General features: G+C 66.4%; 18 protein-coding genes. 11 read left to right on the plus strand and 7 right to left on the minus strand.

What is annotated here, in order from left to right; genetic code table 11:
- Both ACIQ42_RS00295 and ACIQ42_RS00300 read right to left on the minus strand, forming a co-directional pair.
- On the minus strand, positions 1–1170 hold a 1170-nt coding region (locus tag ACIQ42_RS00295), incomplete at its 3' end, for an LptF/LptG family permease (RefSeq protein WP_397420229.1).
- A gap of 190 nt (positions 1171–1360) precedes the next feature.
- Entirely contained in the window at positions 1361–2626 is a 1266-nt protein-coding gene (locus ACIQ42_RS00300) for a glycosyltransferase family 4 protein (protein WP_397420230.1), read from the minus strand.
- Between the two features lie 215 nt (positions 2627–2841).
- On the opposite strand from ACIQ42_RS00300, the gene ACIQ42_RS00305 reads away from it, so the two are divergent.
- The 5 genes from ACIQ42_RS00305 (at position 2842) to ACIQ42_RS00325 (ending at position 7027) form a co-directional block, all read left to right on the plus strand.
- The gene (locus tag ACIQ42_RS00305) at positions 2842–4029 is read left to right on the plus strand and encodes a glycosyltransferase (protein WP_397420231.1); all 1188 of its coding nucleotides are present in this window, start codon (positions 2842–2844) and stop codon (positions 4027–4029) included.
- Positions 4026–4973 carry a hypothetical protein gene (locus tag ACIQ42_RS00310; RefSeq protein WP_397420232.1) on the plus strand — a complete coding sequence of 316 codons (948 nt, stop codon included), beginning with the start codon at positions 4026–4028 and terminating at the stop codon, positions 4971–4973. Before ACIQ42_RS00305 ends, ACIQ42_RS00310 begins: the two co-directional genes overlap by 4 nt.
- A gap of 116 nt (positions 4974–5089) precedes the next feature.
- Positions 5090–5824 carry an FkbM family methyltransferase gene (locus ACIQ42_RS00315; RefSeq protein WP_397420233.1) on the plus strand — a complete coding sequence of 245 codons (735 nt, stop codon included), beginning with the start codon at positions 5090–5092 and terminating at the stop codon, positions 5822–5824.
- Between the two features lie 7 nt (positions 5825–5831).
- A complete protein-coding gene (locus ACIQ42_RS00320) occupies positions 5832–6374 on the plus strand; it encodes an MFS transporter (RefSeq protein WP_397420234.1) in 543 nt (180 codons plus the stop codon).
- On the plus strand, positions 6341–7027 hold the full coding sequence (locus ACIQ42_RS00325; RefSeq protein WP_397420235.1) for a hypothetical protein: 687 nt from the start codon (positions 6341–6343) through the stop codon (positions 7025–7027). Before ACIQ42_RS00320 ends, ACIQ42_RS00325 begins: the two co-directional genes overlap by 34 nt.
- Here ACIQ42_RS00325 and ACIQ42_RS00330 read toward each other — a convergent pair.
- From ACIQ42_RS00330 to ACIQ42_RS00340, 3 genes are all read right to left on the minus strand, one after another.
- Positions 7024–7773, minus strand: coding sequence for an ABC transporter ATP-binding protein (locus tag ACIQ42_RS00330; protein ID WP_397420236.1), 750 nt, complete (start codon positions 7771–7773; stop codon positions 7024–7026). The two genes, ACIQ42_RS00325 and ACIQ42_RS00330, sit on opposite strands and share 4 nt — an antisense overlap.
- A complete protein-coding gene (locus tag ACIQ42_RS00335; protein ID WP_397420237.1) occupies positions 7770–8603 on the minus strand; it encodes an ABC transporter permease in 834 nt (277 codons plus the stop codon). Before ACIQ42_RS00335 ends, ACIQ42_RS00330 begins: the two co-directional genes overlap by 4 nt.
- Positions 8604–8773: 170 nt before the next feature.
- Positions 8774–9085, minus strand: coding sequence for a hypothetical protein (locus ACIQ42_RS00340; protein ID WP_397420238.1), 312 nt, complete (start codon positions 9083–9085; stop codon positions 8774–8776).
- A gap of 151 nt (positions 9086–9236) precedes the next feature.
- Between ACIQ42_RS00340 and ACIQ42_RS00345 the strand changes: the two genes are divergently transcribed.
- The gene (locus ACIQ42_RS00345; RefSeq protein WP_397420239.1) at positions 9237–10307 is read left to right on the plus strand and encodes a glycosyltransferase family 2 protein; all 1071 of its coding nucleotides are present in this window, start codon (positions 9237–9239) and stop codon (positions 10305–10307) included.
- Complete coding sequence (locus ACIQ42_RS00350; protein ID WP_397420240.1) at positions 10304–11671, plus strand: hypothetical protein; 1368 nt, start codon at positions 10304–10306, stop codon at positions 11669–11671. The genes ACIQ42_RS00345 and ACIQ42_RS00350 overlap by 4 nt, the downstream gene beginning before the upstream one ends.
- A 6-nt stretch (positions 11672–11677) precedes the next feature.
- On the opposite strand, the gene ACIQ42_RS00355 is transcribed toward ACIQ42_RS00350, so the two are convergent.
- Positions 11678–12718 carry a sulfotransferase family protein gene (locus ACIQ42_RS00355; RefSeq protein ID WP_397420241.1) on the minus strand — a complete coding sequence of 347 codons (1041 nt, stop codon included), beginning with the start codon at positions 12716–12718 and terminating at the stop codon, positions 11678–11680.
- A gap of 168 nt (positions 12719–12886) precedes the next feature.
- Here ACIQ42_RS00355 and ACIQ42_RS00360 point away from each other — a divergent pair, with 168 nt between their 5' ends.
- From ACIQ42_RS00360 to ACIQ42_RS00375, 4 genes are read left to right on the plus strand one after another with little or no spacing between them, the layout of a single operon-like run.
- The gene (locus ACIQ42_RS00360) at positions 12887–14827 is read left to right on the plus strand and encodes a hypothetical protein (protein ID WP_397420242.1); all 1941 of its coding nucleotides are present in this window, start codon (positions 12887–12889) and stop codon (positions 14825–14827) included.
- Positions 14824–16440 carry a hypothetical protein gene (locus ACIQ42_RS00365; protein WP_397420243.1) on the plus strand — a complete coding sequence of 539 codons (1617 nt, stop codon included), beginning with the start codon at positions 14824–14826 and terminating at the stop codon, positions 16438–16440. The genes ACIQ42_RS00360 and ACIQ42_RS00365 overlap by 4 nt, the downstream gene beginning before the upstream one ends.
- The gene (locus ACIQ42_RS00370) at positions 16437–17465 is read left to right on the plus strand and encodes a hypothetical protein (RefSeq protein WP_397420244.1); all 1029 of its coding nucleotides are present in this window, start codon (positions 16437–16439) and stop codon (positions 17463–17465) included. The genes ACIQ42_RS00365 and ACIQ42_RS00370 overlap by 4 nt, the downstream gene beginning before the upstream one ends.
- A complete protein-coding gene (locus ACIQ42_RS00375) occupies positions 17462–18619 on the plus strand; it encodes a hypothetical protein (RefSeq protein ID WP_397420245.1) in 1158 nt (385 codons plus the stop codon). Before ACIQ42_RS00370 ends, ACIQ42_RS00375 begins: the two co-directional genes overlap by 4 nt.
- Here the strand turns inward: ACIQ42_RS00375 and ACIQ42_RS00380 are convergent.
- On the minus strand, positions 18579–19388 hold the full coding sequence (locus ACIQ42_RS00380) for a DUF6270 domain-containing protein (protein ID WP_397420246.1): 810 nt from the start codon (positions 19386–19388) through the stop codon (positions 18579–18581). The two genes, ACIQ42_RS00375 and ACIQ42_RS00380, sit on opposite strands and share 41 nt — an antisense overlap.
- Positions 19389–19430 lie beyond the last annotated feature (42 nt).

The following is a 19430-nucleotide window of genomic DNA, read 5'->3' on the forward strand; positions in this document are numbered from 1 at the left end:
CGCGCGCAACCGATCCGAGACGAACTCCGCCAGCCGGTTGACCGGGTTCTCGCCCGGGGTCTTCCGGCTGGAGATGAACGTCAGCAGGCATATGGTCGAGAAGATCGCGAAGGGCCAGCCGATCACGGTGGCCGCCGACGCTGCTCCCTTGTCCGCCAGGCTCTGGCCGAGCAGCAGGGAGGTCTGGAACGCAAAGAGCAGCAGGCCGGCGATGGCAAAGGCCGCGCGGGATTGCGCGCGCTTCGCCGAGAGGCCGAAGGGTACGGCCAGCAGGGGCATCAGGGGCAGCACCAGCGCCCGCGCCAGTCGCGAGTAGAGTTCGGCCAGCAGGGTCTCGCGAGGGAGGGCCGGCGTGGGGCCTCCGTAGCCCATACGGGCCAGTTCTGTGAGGGTGAGCTCGGTTTCCTCGCCGCTGCCGCGGCTGCGCAGCAGCCGCGCTGCCGGAGCCAGGGGAAGGCGCACGGTCAACTCAGAGAAGGTCAGGAGATGCGGTGCGCCGGTCGGGTTCGTGCTCAGCTGCTGACCGTCCCGTAGATCGAGGGTCACACTTAGGCCGTCCTGGTTGTGATGGATGTCTGCGGTTGCGGCCGTCAGCACGTCCTCGCGGCCGCCAGGCGAAAGCCGGCGCAGGAACACCTTCTGCAGTCGCTGTCCCGTGGGGTCCACGCCCTCGGCGGTCAGCAAGAGGCTGGGGTCTGGTGACAACAGGGCCCTGGGCTGGATCTGGCCGCTCCAACCGGCGTTCTCGGCGGCATGCAATACGGCGCGATAACCGTAGCGGCTGTAGGGCTGGATGAAACCATAGAGCAACAGGCTGAGCAGCATCAGCACCACGCCCAGCGCCACAAACGGCGCTGCGATCCGTCCCAGTGACATGCCGCTGGCCAGCATGGCGTCGATCTCGGATTCGTTGTTCAGACGGTTCACCACCACGAACAGCGCGATGAAGAAGCCGACCGGCAGGATCAGGCCCAGATAGTGCGGAGCAAGGTTCATCATCAGCCCCACGAGGTAGCTGAACCCGTCCTGTGTCTGCGCCAGCAGATCGAACGATCTGAGCACCCGTTCCAGCAGAAAGGCCAGCATGGTGCTCGTCAGGACGGCGGCCATGGGGCCGAAGGTACGGCTGAGCAGGTAGCGGTTCATCAGGCCGCCAATCGTGGGGCGCATCCATGCTGGCTGCGGGGCGGCCCTGGAGGTCCGCGCCGTCGAGGTCATCGGCGGGCGGCGCCCGAACTGCGGACCCTTATCCACAGGACGATGAGCGGGAGCGGCCAGATCCGTGTTCATGTTCGACGACCGTCTGTCCGCAGCGAAGGCATCGCCTGTCGCCGTCTGGACCTGGCAAGAGTGCAAGGCATCACTCGCCCGGCAATGGCCCGGCGGCGGTCAGCCCGCCGTAGGCTGGTTGCAGCAGACGCGGGCCGGAAGCGCGAGTGCGCAAGCCGGGTCGCGGTGCGGCCATGGCTTCACGATAGACGCTCACCATCTGGTCCAGAATCCGGGGCCACAGATAGGCCGCGCTCTCCAGATGTGCCGCGCGGCCCATCGCCAGGCGCCTGGCCGGGTCATCCATGAGGGAGAGGATCGCCTCGGCGTAGGCGCCCGGGTCATGCGAGCGGCAGAGGATTCCGGTTCGCCCCGGCTCCACCAGGGCCCGGCAATTGGGCGCGTCGGCGCATACCATGGCCAGTCCCGAGGCCATGGCCTCAAGGTTCACATTGCCGAACGTCTCGGTACTGCTGGGATTGAAGAAGATATCGCCGCTTGCGATCGCCGTCGCCAGGGCGTCTCCAGAGAGGAAGCCGGTGAACACCGCGTGGGGAAGGCGTTCCCGGAACCAGGGCAGGGCCGGGCCGTCGCCGACCACCAGCACCTGGACCGGACCGCGGGCAGCCTCCAGCGCCTGGATGGTCTCGACGAAGACTCCAAGACCCTTTTCCATAACCACCCGCCCAAGGAACACCACCACCGGGCGATCGTCGGCAAAACCGCGGGCTCGCCGCCAGGCGTCGCTGCGACGTTCCGGATTGAAGAGCTGCGGCTCCACGCCCCGCGCCCAGACCCGCGCGCGCGCGGCCGGCGAGTCCCGCTGCACCTGCTCGGCGATTGATGGGTTGGGGGCCAGCACATAGTCGCAGCCGTTGTAGAAGGCGGCCAGACGCCGTTCCATCCAGGGCTTGAGCAGGCCAAGGCCGTAGTAGTCGAGGTAGCTCTCGAAGTGGGTGTGCAGGCTGGCGACCACAGGCACATCCAGTTTCCGGGCCAGGCTCTGGGCCGCCGAGCCCAGCAGGTCCGGCGCCGACAGATGAATGATGTCGGGTTTGAACGCTCTGACATCCTGTTGAATGTGACGCGGCAGCCCCATGGCCACGCGGTACTCCGGCCGCAGTGGAATGGCGAATGAAGGCACCGAGACCAGTTCTCCGACCGGCGCAAACGCAGGCTTCGGGGCAGTCGGCGAATAGATGCGAACCTCGACGCCGGCCTGCGACTGGAGGTGGTCTACCAATCTGTTGAGGGTCTTGTTGGCGCCGTCGAGTGTGCAGTTATAGTTGCCCGAGAACAGGGCAACGCGCGCCGGTCGCTGCAGGTAGGCGCTGCTTGTGGGCCGCTCTGTGGTCATTGATAGTCTCTCGAACATGAAATTGGCCGCCTGGTGGAGAGGCGCCGTCGAACGGGCGCCATCTCAAGCATCCGGGGCCCGCCCTTCCGGTAAGGCTTTGTGCGCGACGTCCTGTCACGTAGCGGCCTTACGGAGAGCTGGGCGATTCGCCGGTCACTCCGGCGTGACGCAGCGCCAGGGATCTGACGGCCCGGGCGGCATATCAGGGGTGGAAGATGCGAATAGTCGATGTGGCGGAGTTCTATGCGCCGAACGGTGGCGGCGTACGGACCTACATCGATCGCAAGTTCATAGCTGCCGCCGAGGCGGGCCACGAGCTTTTCGTCATCGCTCCGGGCCCGAAGGACGGGTTCGAGGCGCGCCCGGGCGGCGGAGTGATCTGGGTGCGTTCGCCGGGGTTGCCGTTTGATTCCAACTACTGGATGTTTGTCCATGCTGGCCCGGTGCACGCGCACCTCGACCGGCTGAAGCCCGATCTGGTCGAAGCCTCGTCGCCCTGGCGCGGCGCATGGATTGTTGCGAGCTGGGCAGGATTCGCTGCGAAGGCGATGTTCTGGCATGCGGATCCCGTCGCCTCCTATCCCCAGCGTTGGCTGGCCCCCCACGTCGATCCGGACCGAATCGATCAGCTCTTCGCGGGGTTCTGGTCTCACCTCCGTCGCTTAGCGACTTACTTTGACAGTTCGGTTGCAGGCAGCGTCTGGCTTGGCAGACGGCTGCGCGATCTGGACATGGGGCCCCTGGCGACGATCCCTCTGGGCGCCGACTGCAGCGCATTTTCCCCTGCGCTCCGTGACGACGCGCTCCACGCCGGGCTGGTCAGCGATCTGGGCCTGCCGCCGGATGGCAAGGTGCTGCTCGGGGTCGGACGATTTCACCCGCAGAAGCGCTGGCCGATGATCGCCGCCGCCGTTGCTGCGGCAAATCGCCCCGAACAGCCGATTGGATTGCTGATTCTGGGCGACGGTATGGATCGCGCGCGGGTGGCCCGGGCGGCGCGGCGCTATCCCAACGTCCAGTTGATGACGCCCACGCGGGATCGAAGCTATCTCGCCAAGCTGTTCGCCAGCGTCGACGGCCTCGTGCACGGGAGCGAATCAGAGACCTTCGGACTTGTGATCGCCGAGGCGCTGGCTTCGGGTCTGCCAGTGGTCCTTCCGGATCGCGGGGCCTGCTCGGAACTCGCCCCGCCGTCGGTGCGCGAGATCTATCGGTCGGCAGATGTGGGATCCGCAACGGCGGCGATTCTGCGCCTGTTCGCCCGCGACCCGGTTGCGCTGAGGGCCGCTAGCCTGCAGGCCGCAACGGAAGTCCGAAGTGACAGCCAACATTATGTCGAACTGTTCGACCTCTACGACCGGCTGATTCGGGACAGGCACGCCGAAAGCGCCACGGCCGTATGACCCTGGAAACGCCCGATGCATCCGGCGGACCTGAAACCCGCAAGGCTCGACTGAAGCGGATTGCGCTGGCCGCGGCGCCTTGGGCGGGCGGCCTGTTCGCGATCGCGCTGTTCATCGTCACGCTACTGCAACTGAGCCAGGTGTCATCGGAAGCCCTCGCCACCGTTCAGGGGCTGTCGCCCGCTGTCTGGTTGGTGTTCGTCCTGCTCTATCTGGCTCAACCCGTGGCCGATCAGGTGATCTTCCAGCGGCTCTGGCGGCTTCCTGTCCGCAGTTTCGGGGTGATGATGCGCAAGGTGGTCATCAACGAAGTCCTGTTCGGCTACAGCGGCGAGCTCTACTTCTACGTCTGGGCCAAAAGCCGGGCGGATCTCAGCGAGGCGCCATTCGGGGCGGTCAAGGACGTCAACATCCTCTCGGCTCTGGGCGGCAACGTCCAGACCCTGATCCTGCTGCTGGTCAGTGCGATCAGCCTGACCCGGATCGATCTCGCGCATCAGCTCGGTCCCGCGCTGTGGCCCGGTCTTGCGATGGTCGCGCTGACCTTCGGGGTGTTGCTGTTCCGCAAACGGGTGTTCTCGCTGACGCGCCCGGAGCTGGTCTTTGTGGCGTGGATCCATACCGCGCGGATGATCGCGACCACAGGGCTGACGTTGTTGCTCTGGTCGCTGGCGCTGCCTGAGGTCGGGCTGGGCGTATGGCTGGTGCTGCTGGCCAGTCGTCTGCTGCTGGCGCGGCTACCTTTCGTGGCCAACAAGGACCTTGTCTTCGCCAATCTTGTCCTGGTGCTGATGGGTGCGGGATCTCCTGCGGCCCTGCTGCTGGCCACCCTGGCCATCGCAACGCTGATGGCCCATCTGGCCGTAACTCTGATCGTCGGCGCGCCGGATCTGGCTCGTGCGGTGTCACGGATACCGAGCCGCCGCCGCGAGACACTCACCTGAGACCTACAGATCCGGGAGAACGGGAGGGTCCCGGCACCATAGCTTGTCGCCTGCCGCCCCGGGGCCTAACAAAGCGTGGCTTCAGCCTTCCTGCCCCACCGCGAGACCTCCCGCGCATGCGCCAGTTCACCTTCGGAGAGATCACCGAGGCGCTGGCGGGTCTGCGGGACCAGACGCGCGGCGCGGCGGATGAGCGGCTGGCCTTCATCCACTTCTGCCTGACCCACCTGGCCAGCAGCCGCGCGCAGTTCCTGCAGGATCTATGGGTGGCCTGGGAACTTGGGTCGTTGCGCGACGGCTACTTCGTGGAGTTCGGCGCCACCGACGGCGTGAAGTTCAGCAACAGCTGGTATCTGGAGCATGAGCTGGGCTGGCGAGGCATTCTGGCGGAGCCCGCGCACGTCTGGCAGACGGCGCTGCGACAGAACCGCATTTGCCACATCGACACGCGCTGCGTCTGGATCGAAACCGGTCGCACCCTCACCTTCAATCAACCCGAGATCGCCGCCCACGCCACCATCGACAGCTTTTCCGACAGCGACATGCACGCCGAAAGCCGCCGTACGGGCGCGCGTTATCCCGTGGAAACCGTCTCGCTCAACGACCTGCTGGCCTTCTGGAACGCCCCGCGCCGCAGCGACTATATGTCCGTCGACACCGAGGGCTCGGAGCTCGACATCCTGCAGCATTTCGACTGGTCCGCCCATGATGTGCGGTTGATCACGGTGGAACACAACCATACCGAACGCCGGGCGCTGATCCACGCGTTCCTCACCTCGACGGGCTATGTGCGCAAATTCGAGGCTCTGTCCAACGTCGACGACTGGTACGTCAAGACAGGCGCCGGGTAGGGCGTCCGTGGACCTCAAGCGCAGCGCCCGATTGCTTCTGATCACCAAGGCGATCCGGGGCTATGGCGATGGCTTCACCGCCCTGCTGCTGCCGGTCTATCTGACCAGCCTGGGCCTTGGGCCGTTCGAGGTGGGTCTTGTGGCGACAGCCGCCATGCTGGGTTCGGCCATCCTGACCCTCGCAGTTGGCATGGCCGGCCACCGGGTCAGCGCGCGCGGCCTGCTGATGCTGAGCTGCCTTCTGATGTTGATCACCGGCCTGGCGTTCTCCCAGGCCCAGAGCTTCTGGCCTCTGATAATCGTGGCGTTTGTCGGTACGCTCAATCCGTCCAGCGGCGATGTCAGTGTCTTCGTGCCGTTGGAACAGGCTATGATGGCCAACGCCGGACCCGACGCAGACCGGACGACCCGCTTCGCCATGTACAATGTGGTGGGCGCCGTGGGCGTGGCGCTGGGGGCCCTTTCGGTCGGCCTGATCGATCCGCGACCCGCCTGCTGGCCCGGCCCCGCAGCGATATGCTGGAGGCTGCCTTTGCGCTCTATGGCCTGATCGGCATCGCCGCCTTCCTGCTTTATCGCCAGCTGCCGAAGGAGGCGGCGGAGGTCACGGCCCAGCGCACGGGCCTTGGCCCTTCGCGCAAGCGGGTGTTCCAGCTGGCCGCGCTGTTCAGCCTGGATTCCTTCGGCGGGGGCTTTCTGGTGCAGTCGCTGCTGGCGCTTTGGCTGTTCCATCGGTTCGACATGTCTCTGGCCACGGCAGGCGTCTTCTTCTTCTGGACCGGGCTGTTGGGTGCGGCCTCGCAGTTCCTCGCCGGGCGGATCGCGGGAAGGATTGGACTGATAAACACGATGGTCTTCACCCATGTGCCCGCCAACCTCTGCGTCATGGCGGCAGCTTTTGCGCCGACACTGCCGATCGCGCTGGGCCTGCTGATTGTGCGCGCGGCCCTCTCCAGCATGGATGTGCCGGCCCGCACCTCATACGTGATGGCGGTGGTGACGCCGCCCGAGCGGGCGGCGGCGGCGGGGATCACCAATGTACCACGCAGTCTGGCCGCAGCTTTAAGCCCGGCGCTGGCTGGAGCCCTCTTCACCGTCTTCGTATTTCCCTGGCCGCTACTGATCGGTGGCGGCCTGAAGGTGGCCTATGATGTGCTGTTGCTGAACCAGTTTCGGCACGTGAAGCCGCCGGAGGAGCTTTAGGTCGCCAGCAGCTCATCCACCCTGCGGATGTCCATGACTTCCGACGCAATCCCGCCGTCCAGCCGCATCACCTTGTTGCAATAGAGCTTGAGCAGCGGCGCCTCGTGGGTAGCCAGCACCAGGATGCCCGCCCGCTCCACCAGCTTCAGAAGCCGCTTGTGCGCCAGCTTCTGGAATTCGGCGTCCCCGACGGCGATCCACTCGTCCATCAGCAGCACATCGCAGTCCACTGCCGTGGCGGCGGCAAAGGCCAGACGGCCCTGCATGCCCGCCGAGTAGGTCTTTACCGGCATCGCCAGGAACGGTCCGAGACCGGTGAAGGCGGCGATCTCGTCCATCCGCGCATCGATCTCCTTCGCCGTCAGCCCTGCAATGCGGCCGCGCAGACGGATGTTCTCATAGCCAGTCGCCGAGGGGTCGATACCCAGCCCCAGGTCCAGCAGGGCTGCGATCCGCCCCTGTACCTCGATCACGCCTTCATCCGGCTCATAGGCGCCGGACAGGGCCCGCAGCAGGGTGGTCTTGCCCGAGCCGTTGTGACCGATCAGGCCGAGCCGGTCGCCGGCCTCCAGCTTCAGGCTGACGCTCTGCAGGGCGGTGACGTCGGTAACGCCCGAATGGCGGCCCAGTCGCCCGCCTACGGCCACGCGCGCCAGCGCCTTCTTCAGCGACTTGGCGTCGACGCCATAGACCGGGAACCTGAGCGTCAGGTCCGTACAGGTGATGGAGACGGGGGGCGGCTTCATAGGTAGTGCACAATCCGGCGGCGCGTCCGGGCGAAAATCAGGAAGGTGACGAGCCAGCCTGCCACCGCCATGCCGACCAGAAACAGATAGGTTCCAGGCGCGACCGGCGTACCCAGCAACGGCGCGCGTACCGCCTCCAGCAGGTGGTAGAACGGGTTAAGGTCCAGGAACGCCTGATAGTCCTTCAGACGATCCGGTTTCCAGAAAACCGGGCTCATGAACAGGGCGAACTGCATCACGGACATCACGATCTGCGGAATGTCGCGGAATCGCGCCGAGGCGATCCCCACCAGCAGCGACAGCCAGCTGGCGTTCGCCACCATCAGCACCAGCCCCAGCAGCGCCATGGGCGCGTCGGCGGTCCGCCAGTAGCCGTAGAAGATCAGCACCCCGACCACGATCACCAGATGGTGCGCCAGGTTGATCAGGTTGCGAAACACCGTGCGCCAGACAAACGTCAGCATCGGCAGGCTGGTCTGGGAAAGGATCCCCGCCGCCTGCACAAAGGTGTCGCAGCCCTCGTTGATGGTGCCGGTCATCACCGCGAAAAACACGATCCCCAGCGCCACATAGGGCAGGAAGATGTGCAGTTCGATGGAGAACAGGTTGGCGTAGAGAAACCCGATCCCCAGGGTCATCAGACCCATCGAGAGCGTGATCCAGAAGGGTCCCAGGATCGACCCGCGATAGCGCGAAGACACATCATGCCAGGCCAGCGACCAGGCCAGCCCCAGCCGTCCGAACGAATTGCGCAGGTCCCGTCCGGCCATCTGTAGCTGGAACAGCGTCCCGCGCTGTCCAGTCCGCAGCATATGGGTGGCGGTATCCATGGCCTCTCCCGGGCGAAGGCGGGGAGGTAACAGGCAGAGTCGCGGGGCGCAAGGCAGAGGGTCGGCCCGAACAGCGGTAACGCGCCGTGCAACCGTGCAGCGCCCGCGTCAGACCATCACCCGCAGTTGAACTGGATACGCTGTCGCGGTTGTTCCGGACTGGTCACGCTCTACTTTGTGGTCTTCTGACGCGTCGAAGCCAGCAGGCCGATCAGTGCGGCTGCCGCCGTGAGCAGGGCCGCAGTCGAGGCGATGGGATGGGCCTTGACCTCGGCCACCGCCTTGCGAGCAACCGCCTTGGCAGGCTCCGGTGTGTTGTTACCGATCATCGTGGCGGCATCGCGCAGCGCCTTGGCCGCAGCGGCGACGGCGTGTTCAGCGTCATCGGAGAGCCCGTCTGCGGCCTTGTGTAGCGCCTTGGCGAGATCTTCCAGTGAGTCTTCGGCATTGTGCTTGATTTCACGAACCAGTGACTTGGACATGGGGTGGGCTCCGTAGGGTTGTGCGGCTCCAACTGAGGGCGCCTGACGGGGATCGGCATTGATGCGCATCAAGGGCTGACGTGTCGCCACACAAACCAAACGCTCCGCATCGGCTTGGCGCCGCACCGGGGTTGGCTGTAAGCCGGGTGCCGTGGCCATCCCCCCGACCCACATGCCCGCGCGACGACCGCCTGCTGAGCCAGGTCTGGCCTATGCGTCGCATTCGCTCAGCCTGGAGGGTTCGGGCGTCTGGCTCATCGTGCCTTGCTACAAGGTGGGCGAGCGCGTCCTGCGGGTTCTGGCGAAAACGCCCAACTGGATCGAGGGCGTAGTCTGCGTGGACGACGCCTGTCCCGACGCCACCGGCGACTTGATCGAGGCTCGAAACACCGATCCCCGCGTGGTGGTGATTCGCCTGGCGCTGAACCAGGGGGTGGGCGGCGCCACACTGGCCGGTTACGCCGAGGCTGTCGCACGAGGCGCCCGCGTGCTCGTCAAGGTCGACGGCGACGACCAGATGGACCTGGCCCACGCGGCCCAGCTGGTGGCACCCATCCTGCTGGGCGAGGCCGATTACACCAAGGGCAATCGCTTCACCTCGATCAGCCATCTGACCGCAATGCCGACCGTCAGGGTGCTCGGCAACGCCATGCTCAGTTTCGCCGCCAAGCTCTCGACCGGCTACTGGAACATCTTCGACCCGACCAACGGCTACACGGCGCTGGAAGCCAATGTGGCCCGGCTGGTGTTGGAAAAGCAGGTGTCGCGCCGTTTCTTCTTCGAGACTGACCTTCTGTATCATCTGGGCACGCTGCGCGCGGTCGTCCGCGATGTTCCAATGCCGGCACGCTACGCTGACGAGATTTCCAACATCCGGATCAGCCAGATCGTGGGCCCGTTCGCACTCCAGCACGCGCGGAACTTCGCCCGGCGGGTGGTGGGTCAGTATTTCGTGCGCGACTTCAACGCCGCCACGCTGGAGCTGGTGTTCGGCCTGATGTCCACCCTGTTCGGGGTGGCCTATGCGCTGAGTTATCTCGCCAACCGGACGCCGGGCCAGGCCGCGTCGGCCGGTGTGGTCATGCTGGCCGCCCTTCCGGTGATTCTGGGCGCCCAGTTTCTGCTGCAGGCGATGAACTTTGATGTCCTGAACGCTCCCAGCCGCCCGATCCATCCTTATCTCGCCGTCCTGCGGGATCTTGCGACCGAGGATCAACCTTGATTTCGGCCCGAGGCGTCCCCGCGCGCTGGGCCCTGTGGCTGGTACTGGCGTCTGCGCTCATCGGAATGCTGGCGCTCAACTGGCCGGGACATATGTCTGTCGACTCAGTGCTCGCCCTGCACGAGGGGCGCTTCCAGGTGCGCGAGACCTGGAATCCCGCGATCTTCGGCTGGCTACTGGGCGTTCTGGACGGCCTGCATCCCGGCGGAGCGCTGGCGACCGTGCTCAGTGGCGTGCTGCTCTTTGGCGCCTGGATGGCGCTGCCGTGGCTCAGGCCGCGCACCACCTGGCTGGCCCCCGTTCTGGCGCTGGCGGTGATCGTCCTGCCGCAGGTGTTGATCTATCCGGGTATCGTCTGGAAGGACGTCTGGTTTGCCGTGGCGACGCTGGCCGGCTTCGTGACGCTTGCCTTCAGCGTCCGCGATCCTCAGCGGCGGGTTCCCTGGGTCGGTCTGGCGATCGCGGCGCTGCTCTTCGCGGTCGCAGGCTTACTCCGCCAGAACGGTCTGATCTTCGCCTTGCCCGCGGCACTGGCGCTGGCCGGGGCGCGATCCCGCTTAGGCTGGGGTTCGGGTATCCGCCTGGCGCTGGGCTGGCTGGTCGCCGTACTCGCGCTGGCGCTGATCCTGAGCGCTACGGCCCGCCCACAGGGTGTCGGCGCACCGGACAATGCGGGCGGCAAGGGGGTGCGACTTCTCCAGAGCTACGACCTGGCCGCCGCGGCTGCAATCAGCCCGAACCGGCCCACGCCCAGGATCGACGCTGTCGCGCCCGATGTCGGGGCCTACCTCCGCGCCAACGCAGACCGGCTCTATTCGCCTGAGCGGGTGGATGTGCTGACAGCCGACGCCTGGCTGGGCCAGAATTTGCCGCGTGTGCCACGAGACGTCGTCCAGGCCGAGTGGCTGGACCTGATCACCGGTGATACAGGCGTCTATCTGCAGGGTCGCCTGCTGGCGTTCCAGCAAGTGGTCGCAACGCCGGCGATAATGCGTTGTCTTCCGGTCCACGTCGGGATTACCGGCCCGGCCCGGGCGCTGGGCGAACTGGGTATTCCCGGTCGGGCCGACGCCCACGACGGGCGAATCTACAACTACGCCACCTGGTACTTCGACACCCCGGCGATGTCACATCTCGTCTACGCCGGGATCGCGTTCATCGTCTTCGTCTGGCTAATGGTCCGGCGAGATCCGGCGGACCTGGTGATCGCCGCGATGATGGCTGGTGCGCTGGGCTTTGCGGCCAGCTTCTTCGCGATCTCCATCGCCTGCGACTATCGGTACCTCTACGTGCTCGATCTGGCGGCGATCACGGGCGCGCTCTACCTGGCCATTGATCCTGCGCTGCGCCGCCAGAGATCGTAGGGGCGTCTATTCGACAGCCAGAGCTGCGTCCATCTGGGCGTCAAGCTGGGACAACAGGGTGAGTGCGTCCTGCAGTTGCGCCTGATCGGCCCGCCAGCCGGCTTCCAGCCGTTCGATGTCGGCGCGCAGCTCGGCCTGAAACGCCGTTGCGCCTTCGAGCTGTTGCCGGGTCGCCAGCAGGTCTGCGCGTGCCGCCGCCAGGTCCCGCGCCGCGGGCGACACAAGCATGCCAAACTCCCGGTTACGGCGCTCCAGCTCGGCGGCGGCTGCGTCCAGCACAGCGCGATGCGGCGATGCGCCGGCGGCGGCGGCCTCGAACCAGCCCAGAACGTCTGCAGCCAGCCGCCCCGCCCAGCCCAGCGCCTCAAGCCCGCCCGCGCTGGCATTGTGCCGCAGTTCTGGAGTCAGGAAGGTGTCGATCTTGCGGGCTGCAGCCTCGGTCAGCCCTGGCAGGGGCGCCCCATGCGCCGCCTCGATCCGAGCGGCCTCCTTACGCCAATCGGCCAGCAACGCGTCATAGCCGGTGAAGGCGCGTGGCAGATCGCGGGTGTAGGCCTCCGCCGCCAGCATGTAGGCGCTCCAGACGAGGACGGACTTCTCAAGCGCGAAGCCGTCGCGCCGCCCCAGCGAGCCGGCCACATCCAGCGGATGACGCACCGGGATCACGCACCGCACAGCAATCTGGCGCTCCGCCAGCACCGCCCGCCACATGGGCAGGAGCACCGTTGCGCGCGGGTCCTTCATCAGGGGCCAGGTCGTCTTGCGAAACTCGACGTCGAACAGCCGGCCCGCCCGCATCTGCCAATCGGCCTCGAGCGCGGGGGGCAACGGCCGATAGGGGTAGGCAAACACATCGTCCCATGCCGAGCCGGCGGCGCGCAGCCGCTCATCGTTGAAGATCGCGATCTTCCAGGGTTCGAAGTAGCCCTTCTGGTTGTGCTCATCGCCCGGCATCACATTGGCCGGCAGCGACGCTCCCGCCAGAGCCAGCAGCTGGGTCACCGCCGAGGTGCCCGAACGATGCATGCCCAGCACCAGATAAGCCACGCGCGGGCGCGGTGTCCTGACCGGTTTGGGCGTCGACCTTGAGGGTGCGGGTGCGCGGCTCATCCTGATGCAGGTGGTACGGTTCAGGCGCGGCCGCCGCAAGCGGTTGATCGCGCCGGGCAACTGTTGCAAACCAGCCGGGCTGCCCCGAACAGGAACCGTGTCGCCATGGCCGCCCCGGCCCGAGCTCTCTCACGACCGAGCGCCGAGGACCTCCATCGGGTGATCGCCAGCGTTTTCGACGAGGCGTTCTACCGGGCGGTCTACGACGACTTGCCGGCCGAAATTGATGCGCTTTGGCACTACCGCGTCCAGGGATGGCGTGAAGGCCGTGACCCGGCCCCGTGGTTCTCCACGCGCAGCTACTTCTTGGATAATCCCGACGTTAAGCGGCTACGCCTCGAGCCGCTGTTTCACTATCTCACCCAGGGCCGCGACGAGGGCCGGGAGGTCGCACCTTCTAGCGACGCGCGCGCCTACTATGTCGCCGCCGCCTGGTCGCCGCAGCCGTGGCGACCCCTGTCGCTCGGACAAGCCCCCGAATCGCGGGCAGCCACCATTTCCGAGGCGGAATCAGACGCCGCCATTGCCCGGGAGTTCGACGCGACCTTCTACCTTGCGGCCAATCCGGACGTGGCCGCCTCCGGGATGGATCCCCTCGTTCACTTCCGCCGTACAGGTTGGCTTGAGGGTCGCGACCCGACGCCTGGCTTCTCGGTCCGCGACTACCTGGACGCCCACCCGGACATAGCCGTCAGCGGCCTCAACCCGTTTGCGCACTACGTCATCGCTGGTCGCGCCGAAGGGCGGGCCCCGCGGCATGACCTGGGCCCGGAGTTTGACGTCATCTCGCGGCTGCGTCCGATCGCGGACCGTATCGAGCGCGCGGTGCGGGTCGGCGCCAATCTTCAGACTGATCCGGAAGAGCGCCTGAGCGCCGCCCTGATGGCTCTGCGGCCGGGCCTGCACATCACCTTCAGCCACGACAACTACGTCGAACATTCCGGCGGCCTCCAGCTCTGCGTCCGCCGTGAAAGCCTGCGGTTTGCGCAGTTGGGACGGGATCATATGCATCTCTATCCCGCCGCTTGGTGGCCCACTGTGCGTCGGGACGATGAGCCGGGGCCTCTGGGTGTCATGTTGAACGGCGTGAACCTGGGCGTGTTCGAGCCACACGCGATTCGTATGGTTCTGGGGAGGCTGCCGCCCGGCGGCCGTCGCTCTTTTGCGATCCACAGCCTGCTGGGCCACGCGCCGGACGAAACGGCTGACATCCTCGAGGCAGCCGGGTTGCGCGAAGGATTCTTCTGGCTCCACGACTTCGCCAGTCTCTGCGCAGGCTTTCACCTCCAGCGAAACGATGTGACGGACTGCGGCGCGCCGGCTTCCGACAGCGCGGCCTGCGGCGTCTGCCTCTATGGCGACCACCGCGCCCGCCACACTGAGGCGCACCAGCGGCTCTTCGAGCGCCTCTCGCTGACGGTCGCCGCGCCTTCACAGAACACGCTCGACTTCTGGCGTGCCCGGACCACGCTCATGCCGCCGCGGGACGTGGTTCTGCCCCTGGCGCGTCTCGTGTCGGCAGGTCCCGCGCCGGCGGCTTCGGGGGCCAGGCCCCTACGTGTCGCCTTCGTCGGCATGCCCGTGCCTCTGAAGGGCTGGCCGGTATTCAGCGCCCTGGCCCGTTCCTTTGCTACGGACCCGCGGTACGCGTTTCTTCACCTCGGCGGACGCCCGGATCCTGCGACTCCTGCCGCCTTTCACCGTGTTATGGCGACGTTGGAGCGACCCCAGGCCATGCAGGACGCGGTGGAAGCGCTCGAGATCGACGTAGCCCTGATCTGGCCGGCCTGCCGCGAGACCTTCTCCTTCACCGCCTACGAGGCGGCAGCCGGCGGCGCCATGGTCGTGACCGGCCCGGACAGCGGCAACGTGGCGGCCTTTGCCGCGCAGCGAGGTCGGGGTCTGGTTCTGGATGGAGAGGCGGCCCTGAGCCATGCGTTCAGCACGGGCGAAATCCTGTCTCTCCATCGCCACCGGCGCAAACCCCGGCGCTATCGGCTCGCCTATAGCGGCATGACCGGTGACCTGGTTGGAGCGGGCTCATGAAAGCCCGGATCGAGATGTTCGCCGCGCGGCTTGGCTGGAAGGCAACGCGCCCGGAGCTGGACCCGGATAGCCGGGTCGTCGCCCGCGCCTTCGACCGCGCCTTCTACCTGACACGCTATCCCGATGTCGCGGCGTCTGGCGCCGACCCTCTGGAACACTTCATGGCGCACGGCTGGCACGAAGGTCGGGATCCCAACCCTGACTTCTCGGTTCTGGAATATCTCGCGGCCTTTCCGGATATCGCCGCATCAGGCGCCAACCCGTTCCTCCATCATCTCACTCACGGTCGGCCAAAAACTGCGCCGCAGGAGGCTCCGCTTGGATTCCGGTTTGAGCTGATCGAGGGTCTGACGCCCATTGAAGTCCGCCTCGCCCGGCTGCAATCGATCAACGTGCCGCTTCTGCCCGAAGACGATCTGTATGCCGTGCTTTCCACAGCGCCGGACGGGCTGGCGCGGGTCCATGTGACCTTCAGCCAGGACAACTACGCCACCAATACGGGCGGCCTGCAGTTCACGATCCGACGGGAGGCTGCGCGGCTTGCCGAGCTTGGCCGGGACCATCTGCACCTGCACGGTGCGCGACCCTGGACCCTGGTGCGCGGACCGGATGACGTCGAAGCCCTGGCCGTCGTCTGGAACGGTCAGCCACTGGGCGCTGTCTCGCCGGACACCTTGCGGCGGGTTCTGGCATTTGTAGCCAACGACGACGCCTCCGGGCGCAGTTTCGCGATCCACAGCCTGCTTGGCCACGCGCCGGATGAGGTCGCCGACATTCTGGCTGCTCTGGGACTTCGACAAGGCGTGTTCTGGCTGCACGACTTTGCCAGTCTCTGCGCGGGCTTTCACCTGCTCAGAAACGAGGTGGAGGACTGTGGCGCGCCGCCGCCCGGAAGCGCGGCCTGCAACGTCTGCCTGTTTGGTCCCTGGCGTGACCGCCATATCCAGGGGCACGCACGCCTGTTCGAGCGGCTCGATCTCCAAGTCGCCGCGCCATCCCGGAGCGCTCTGGATCTCTGGCGGCGCGCCACGAAGCTGCCGGCGACCGGCACCCACGTCCTGCCGCACGCCCGCCTGATGCCATTGGGGCCGTCGCCGATTCCGCCGGCCCGCCGCCCCTTCCTCATCGCCTACGCCGGTTTCCCCGCGCCACACAAAGGCTGGGCGATCTTTCGCAATCTCGCGGCGCGGTTTGGGCAAGACCCGCGCTACGAATTCATCCACCTCGGCGCCCACCCCGATCTGGCCATGCCCCACCGGTTCGAGCGCGTCGAGGCGGTCGCCGACAACCCTCAGGCGATGAAGATGGCGCTGGAGGCGGTGCAGGCCGATGCCGTGCTGGTCTGGCCGCTCTGTCGGGAGACTTTCTCGTTTGTCGCCTATGAGGCCGCAGCGGCGGGCTGCGCCGTGATTACAGGCCCCGACAGCGGCAATGTGGCCGCCTTTGTCCGGGAGAGGGGCCACGGCCAGGTCATCGACAACGAGGCGGAGCTGGCCGCAGCCTTCGAGACCGGCACCATACTGCAACTTGCCCGCGCGGAACGGCGGCCAATGCTCTATGACCTTGTCTACAGCGCCCTCACCCTCGATCTGGCGACCTCGTCCAGCCCATGAAGATCCTCTGCTACTCCAGCTTCACCTTCTCGTATCTCAATCGGGCGCGGGTGCTGTTCAAGACGCTTCGCAAGTTCCATCCGGACTGGGAGCTGGCGGCGCTGATCACGGATCGTCCTCCGGAAGGTTTCCGGTTTGACCCCGCCAGCGAGCCGTTTGACCGCCTGGTGTGGGCGGGCGACCTGGGTATCCCCGATTTCGACAGCTGGCTTTTCAAGCACGATGTGGTGGAGGTCTGCACGGCGGTGAAGGGCCCCTTCATCCACCAGGCCTGCAGCTGGGGCTTTGACGCCGTGATCTACATGGATCCCGACACGGCAGCGCTGGGAAGTCTGGCGCCGCTGGAAGACTGGCTGGAACACCACGACATCCTCCTGACCCCGCACCTGGTGGACGCTAACGACGATCACGCCGCGATCCTCGACAACGACCTTTCGGCGTCTCGCACCGGCATCTTCAATCTGGGATTTGTGGCGATCCGGACGACGGGTGAGGGCGCCCGGTTCGCAAAGTGGTGGAACGACCGGCTGCTCTCCTACTGCTACGACGACATGCCGAACGGCCTGTTTGTCGACCAGCGGTGGTGCGATCACGTGCCGGCCCTGTTCGACCGTCTGAAGATCATCCGCGATCCCGGCTACAATGTCGCCAGCTGGAACCTTTCGACCCGCAAGATCTCTGTTGAGAAGGACGGGCGTATCACCGTCAACGGCGTGGACCTGCGCTTCTGGCACTTCACCAAGTTGGGCGCAGTGGGCGACGCGATGACCCGCCGGTATGCTGGGCGCAACTTCCCGGTTTATGAGATCTGGGCCTGGTACAAGCGGGAAATCGCTGCGGCCACAGACCCTGCGATTCCCGACCGTTGGTGGGCCTTCGACACCTACGAAGATGGAACGCCGATCACGAAGTCCGCCCGCGTGCTCTATCGCGAACGCGGCGATCTCCAGACGGCCTTCGCCAATCCTTTTGCGTCCGGCCCCGGCAGTTTTCAGTCCTGGCTGGACGCCGAGGGTATCCGATGACGGAACAACGGGCCGGGGAACATCCGCAGCCGTCGGGCCTGCTCCACAAGGCACGCGCCGTCGTCGACCGGATCGGCGCCCTGAAGCGTGACTTTGACGGCGCGCACCGCCTCGCCCATGAAGCGGAGGTCCGCGAGGCGCTGACGCGATCCGAGCTGTCCCTTGCGGTTCAGGAATCGATGATCCAGCGCGCGGAGCTTGAGGTGCGACTGCGTGACCAGGCCGTGGCGGCCCACGCAGCTCGCTATCCTTCGACGACCCGCCGTCACAATCGCCTTAGCCAGCTTGCCGACCGGATTCTCGCCAGGCTGGGGCCAGTGGGCCACGCGATCCTGATCTGGCGCAGTGGTCTGGCTAGCCAGCCCCGCAGCGGCGCAGGTCTTTTCGATGCCGCCTGGTACTTTGCTGCAAACCCTGATGTGGCGACGCGGGGGCTAACGCCTCTGGCCCACTACCTCACCACGGGCGGCCGCGAGGGACGATCGCCCGGACCGCTGTTTGACGATGCATATTACCGCACAGAGCACGCGGAAGGGCTGGCGCAGACCAGCCTGACACCACTGGAGCACTATCTGCGCGTCGGCGCGGCCGGCGCGACCAGCCCTCATCCGCTGTTCGATCCGCCCCACTATCTGGCGCAGTCGCCGGGGCTCGCCCGGGGCGAGGACCCCCTATCCCACTATTTGCGGGAGGGCGGTCGACGGGGCCTCAGCCCTCACCCTCTGTTTGATGTGGACTGGTATGTCCGCCAGGCGCCCGAGGCAGCGGACCAGCCGGCGCTTCTGCACTATCTGGCGTCCGGTTGGAGCCGGGGTCTTTCGCCGCACCCGCTGTTCGACGCCGCCTGGTATCTCGAGCAATGGCCGGATGTTGCGGAAGCCGGCATTCCCCCACTGCTGCACTTTGTCGCGAGGGGCGGATTCGAAGGTCGTAGTCCCAGCCCGTGGTTTGATCTGGCGTACTATGTCGCCGCCCGGGGCGCGGACCTTCCCGCAGGGGTCAATCCTGTCGTGGACTATTTGAGGGGCGGCGCCTGGAAGGTCAGCCAGGCGCAGCCTGGCGCGCCCACCGCCGCCTACATAGTGGCGCGTCCGGAGGTGATTCGCGCCGGGCTCACGCCACTGGAGCACTGGGCGCGGCGGGCTGTTCGCTGAACGCACCGGATAGCCCGAGCAGGCCGAGCTGACGGCGGACCTCATCATAGTATTCGGGAATGTAGTGGAAGGGGCTCAGGCCCCACTGGTGATCCGGATCCGCCAACCGGAACGCATCGGCGTCGATCCTCGCCATAGGCGGCATCAGGCGCAGGAATTCGGCTTCCTGGCGTTCCAGCAGGGCATTGTACGGTGCAATTGCGGTCGGTCTGCCGCTCAGGATCTCGACATCCCGGATCTCGGAGATCGCCCCGGAGGTGTCCCGCTGACGGGTCGCCCACCGCGCCGAGTGCAGGATGGGAACGGCCCGTCGAAGCTCTGATCGCTCCAGCAGCGTCGCGAAGGCGCGCGCCGCGTCGCGCCACACCCGATCGCAGGGCGCCGACAGTCTGGAAATCGGCCGCCAGCTTCTGAACGGCGCGCGCGACAGATAGCCGCTCCGCACCAGCTCTGCACTGTGGGTCACCAGGGTCCCGCGCGTCGAGATGAGGTCGAAGCGCTCATCGATAAAGTCAAAGATCAGGTGGGTCGGCTGGAACGCCACCAACCGCGCCAGAGCCGTCTTCTCGAGATCGGCGACCAGAGCCTTGTGTTCGTGCGCATGCAGGTCGCCCGGCGGGATCCGGGCCGGCCGAAAGTCCGGGAGCGGCGAGGCCAGCAGGCTGGCAAGCGAAGTACGCGAAACATAGAGCAGCTGTTCGCTGCCGCCGCCACGTATCGGCCACAGGTCTCGGGTAATGCAGCTGCCGACGATGGCGATCTTCGGCATCGAACTTCCCGATTGAACCTGACCTGAAATCGCCGACGGCTG

This window comes from Phenylobacterium sp., assembly GCF_044372605.1.
GTDB lineage: Bacteria > Pseudomonadota > Alphaproteobacteria > Caulobacterales > Caulobacteraceae > Phenylobacterium.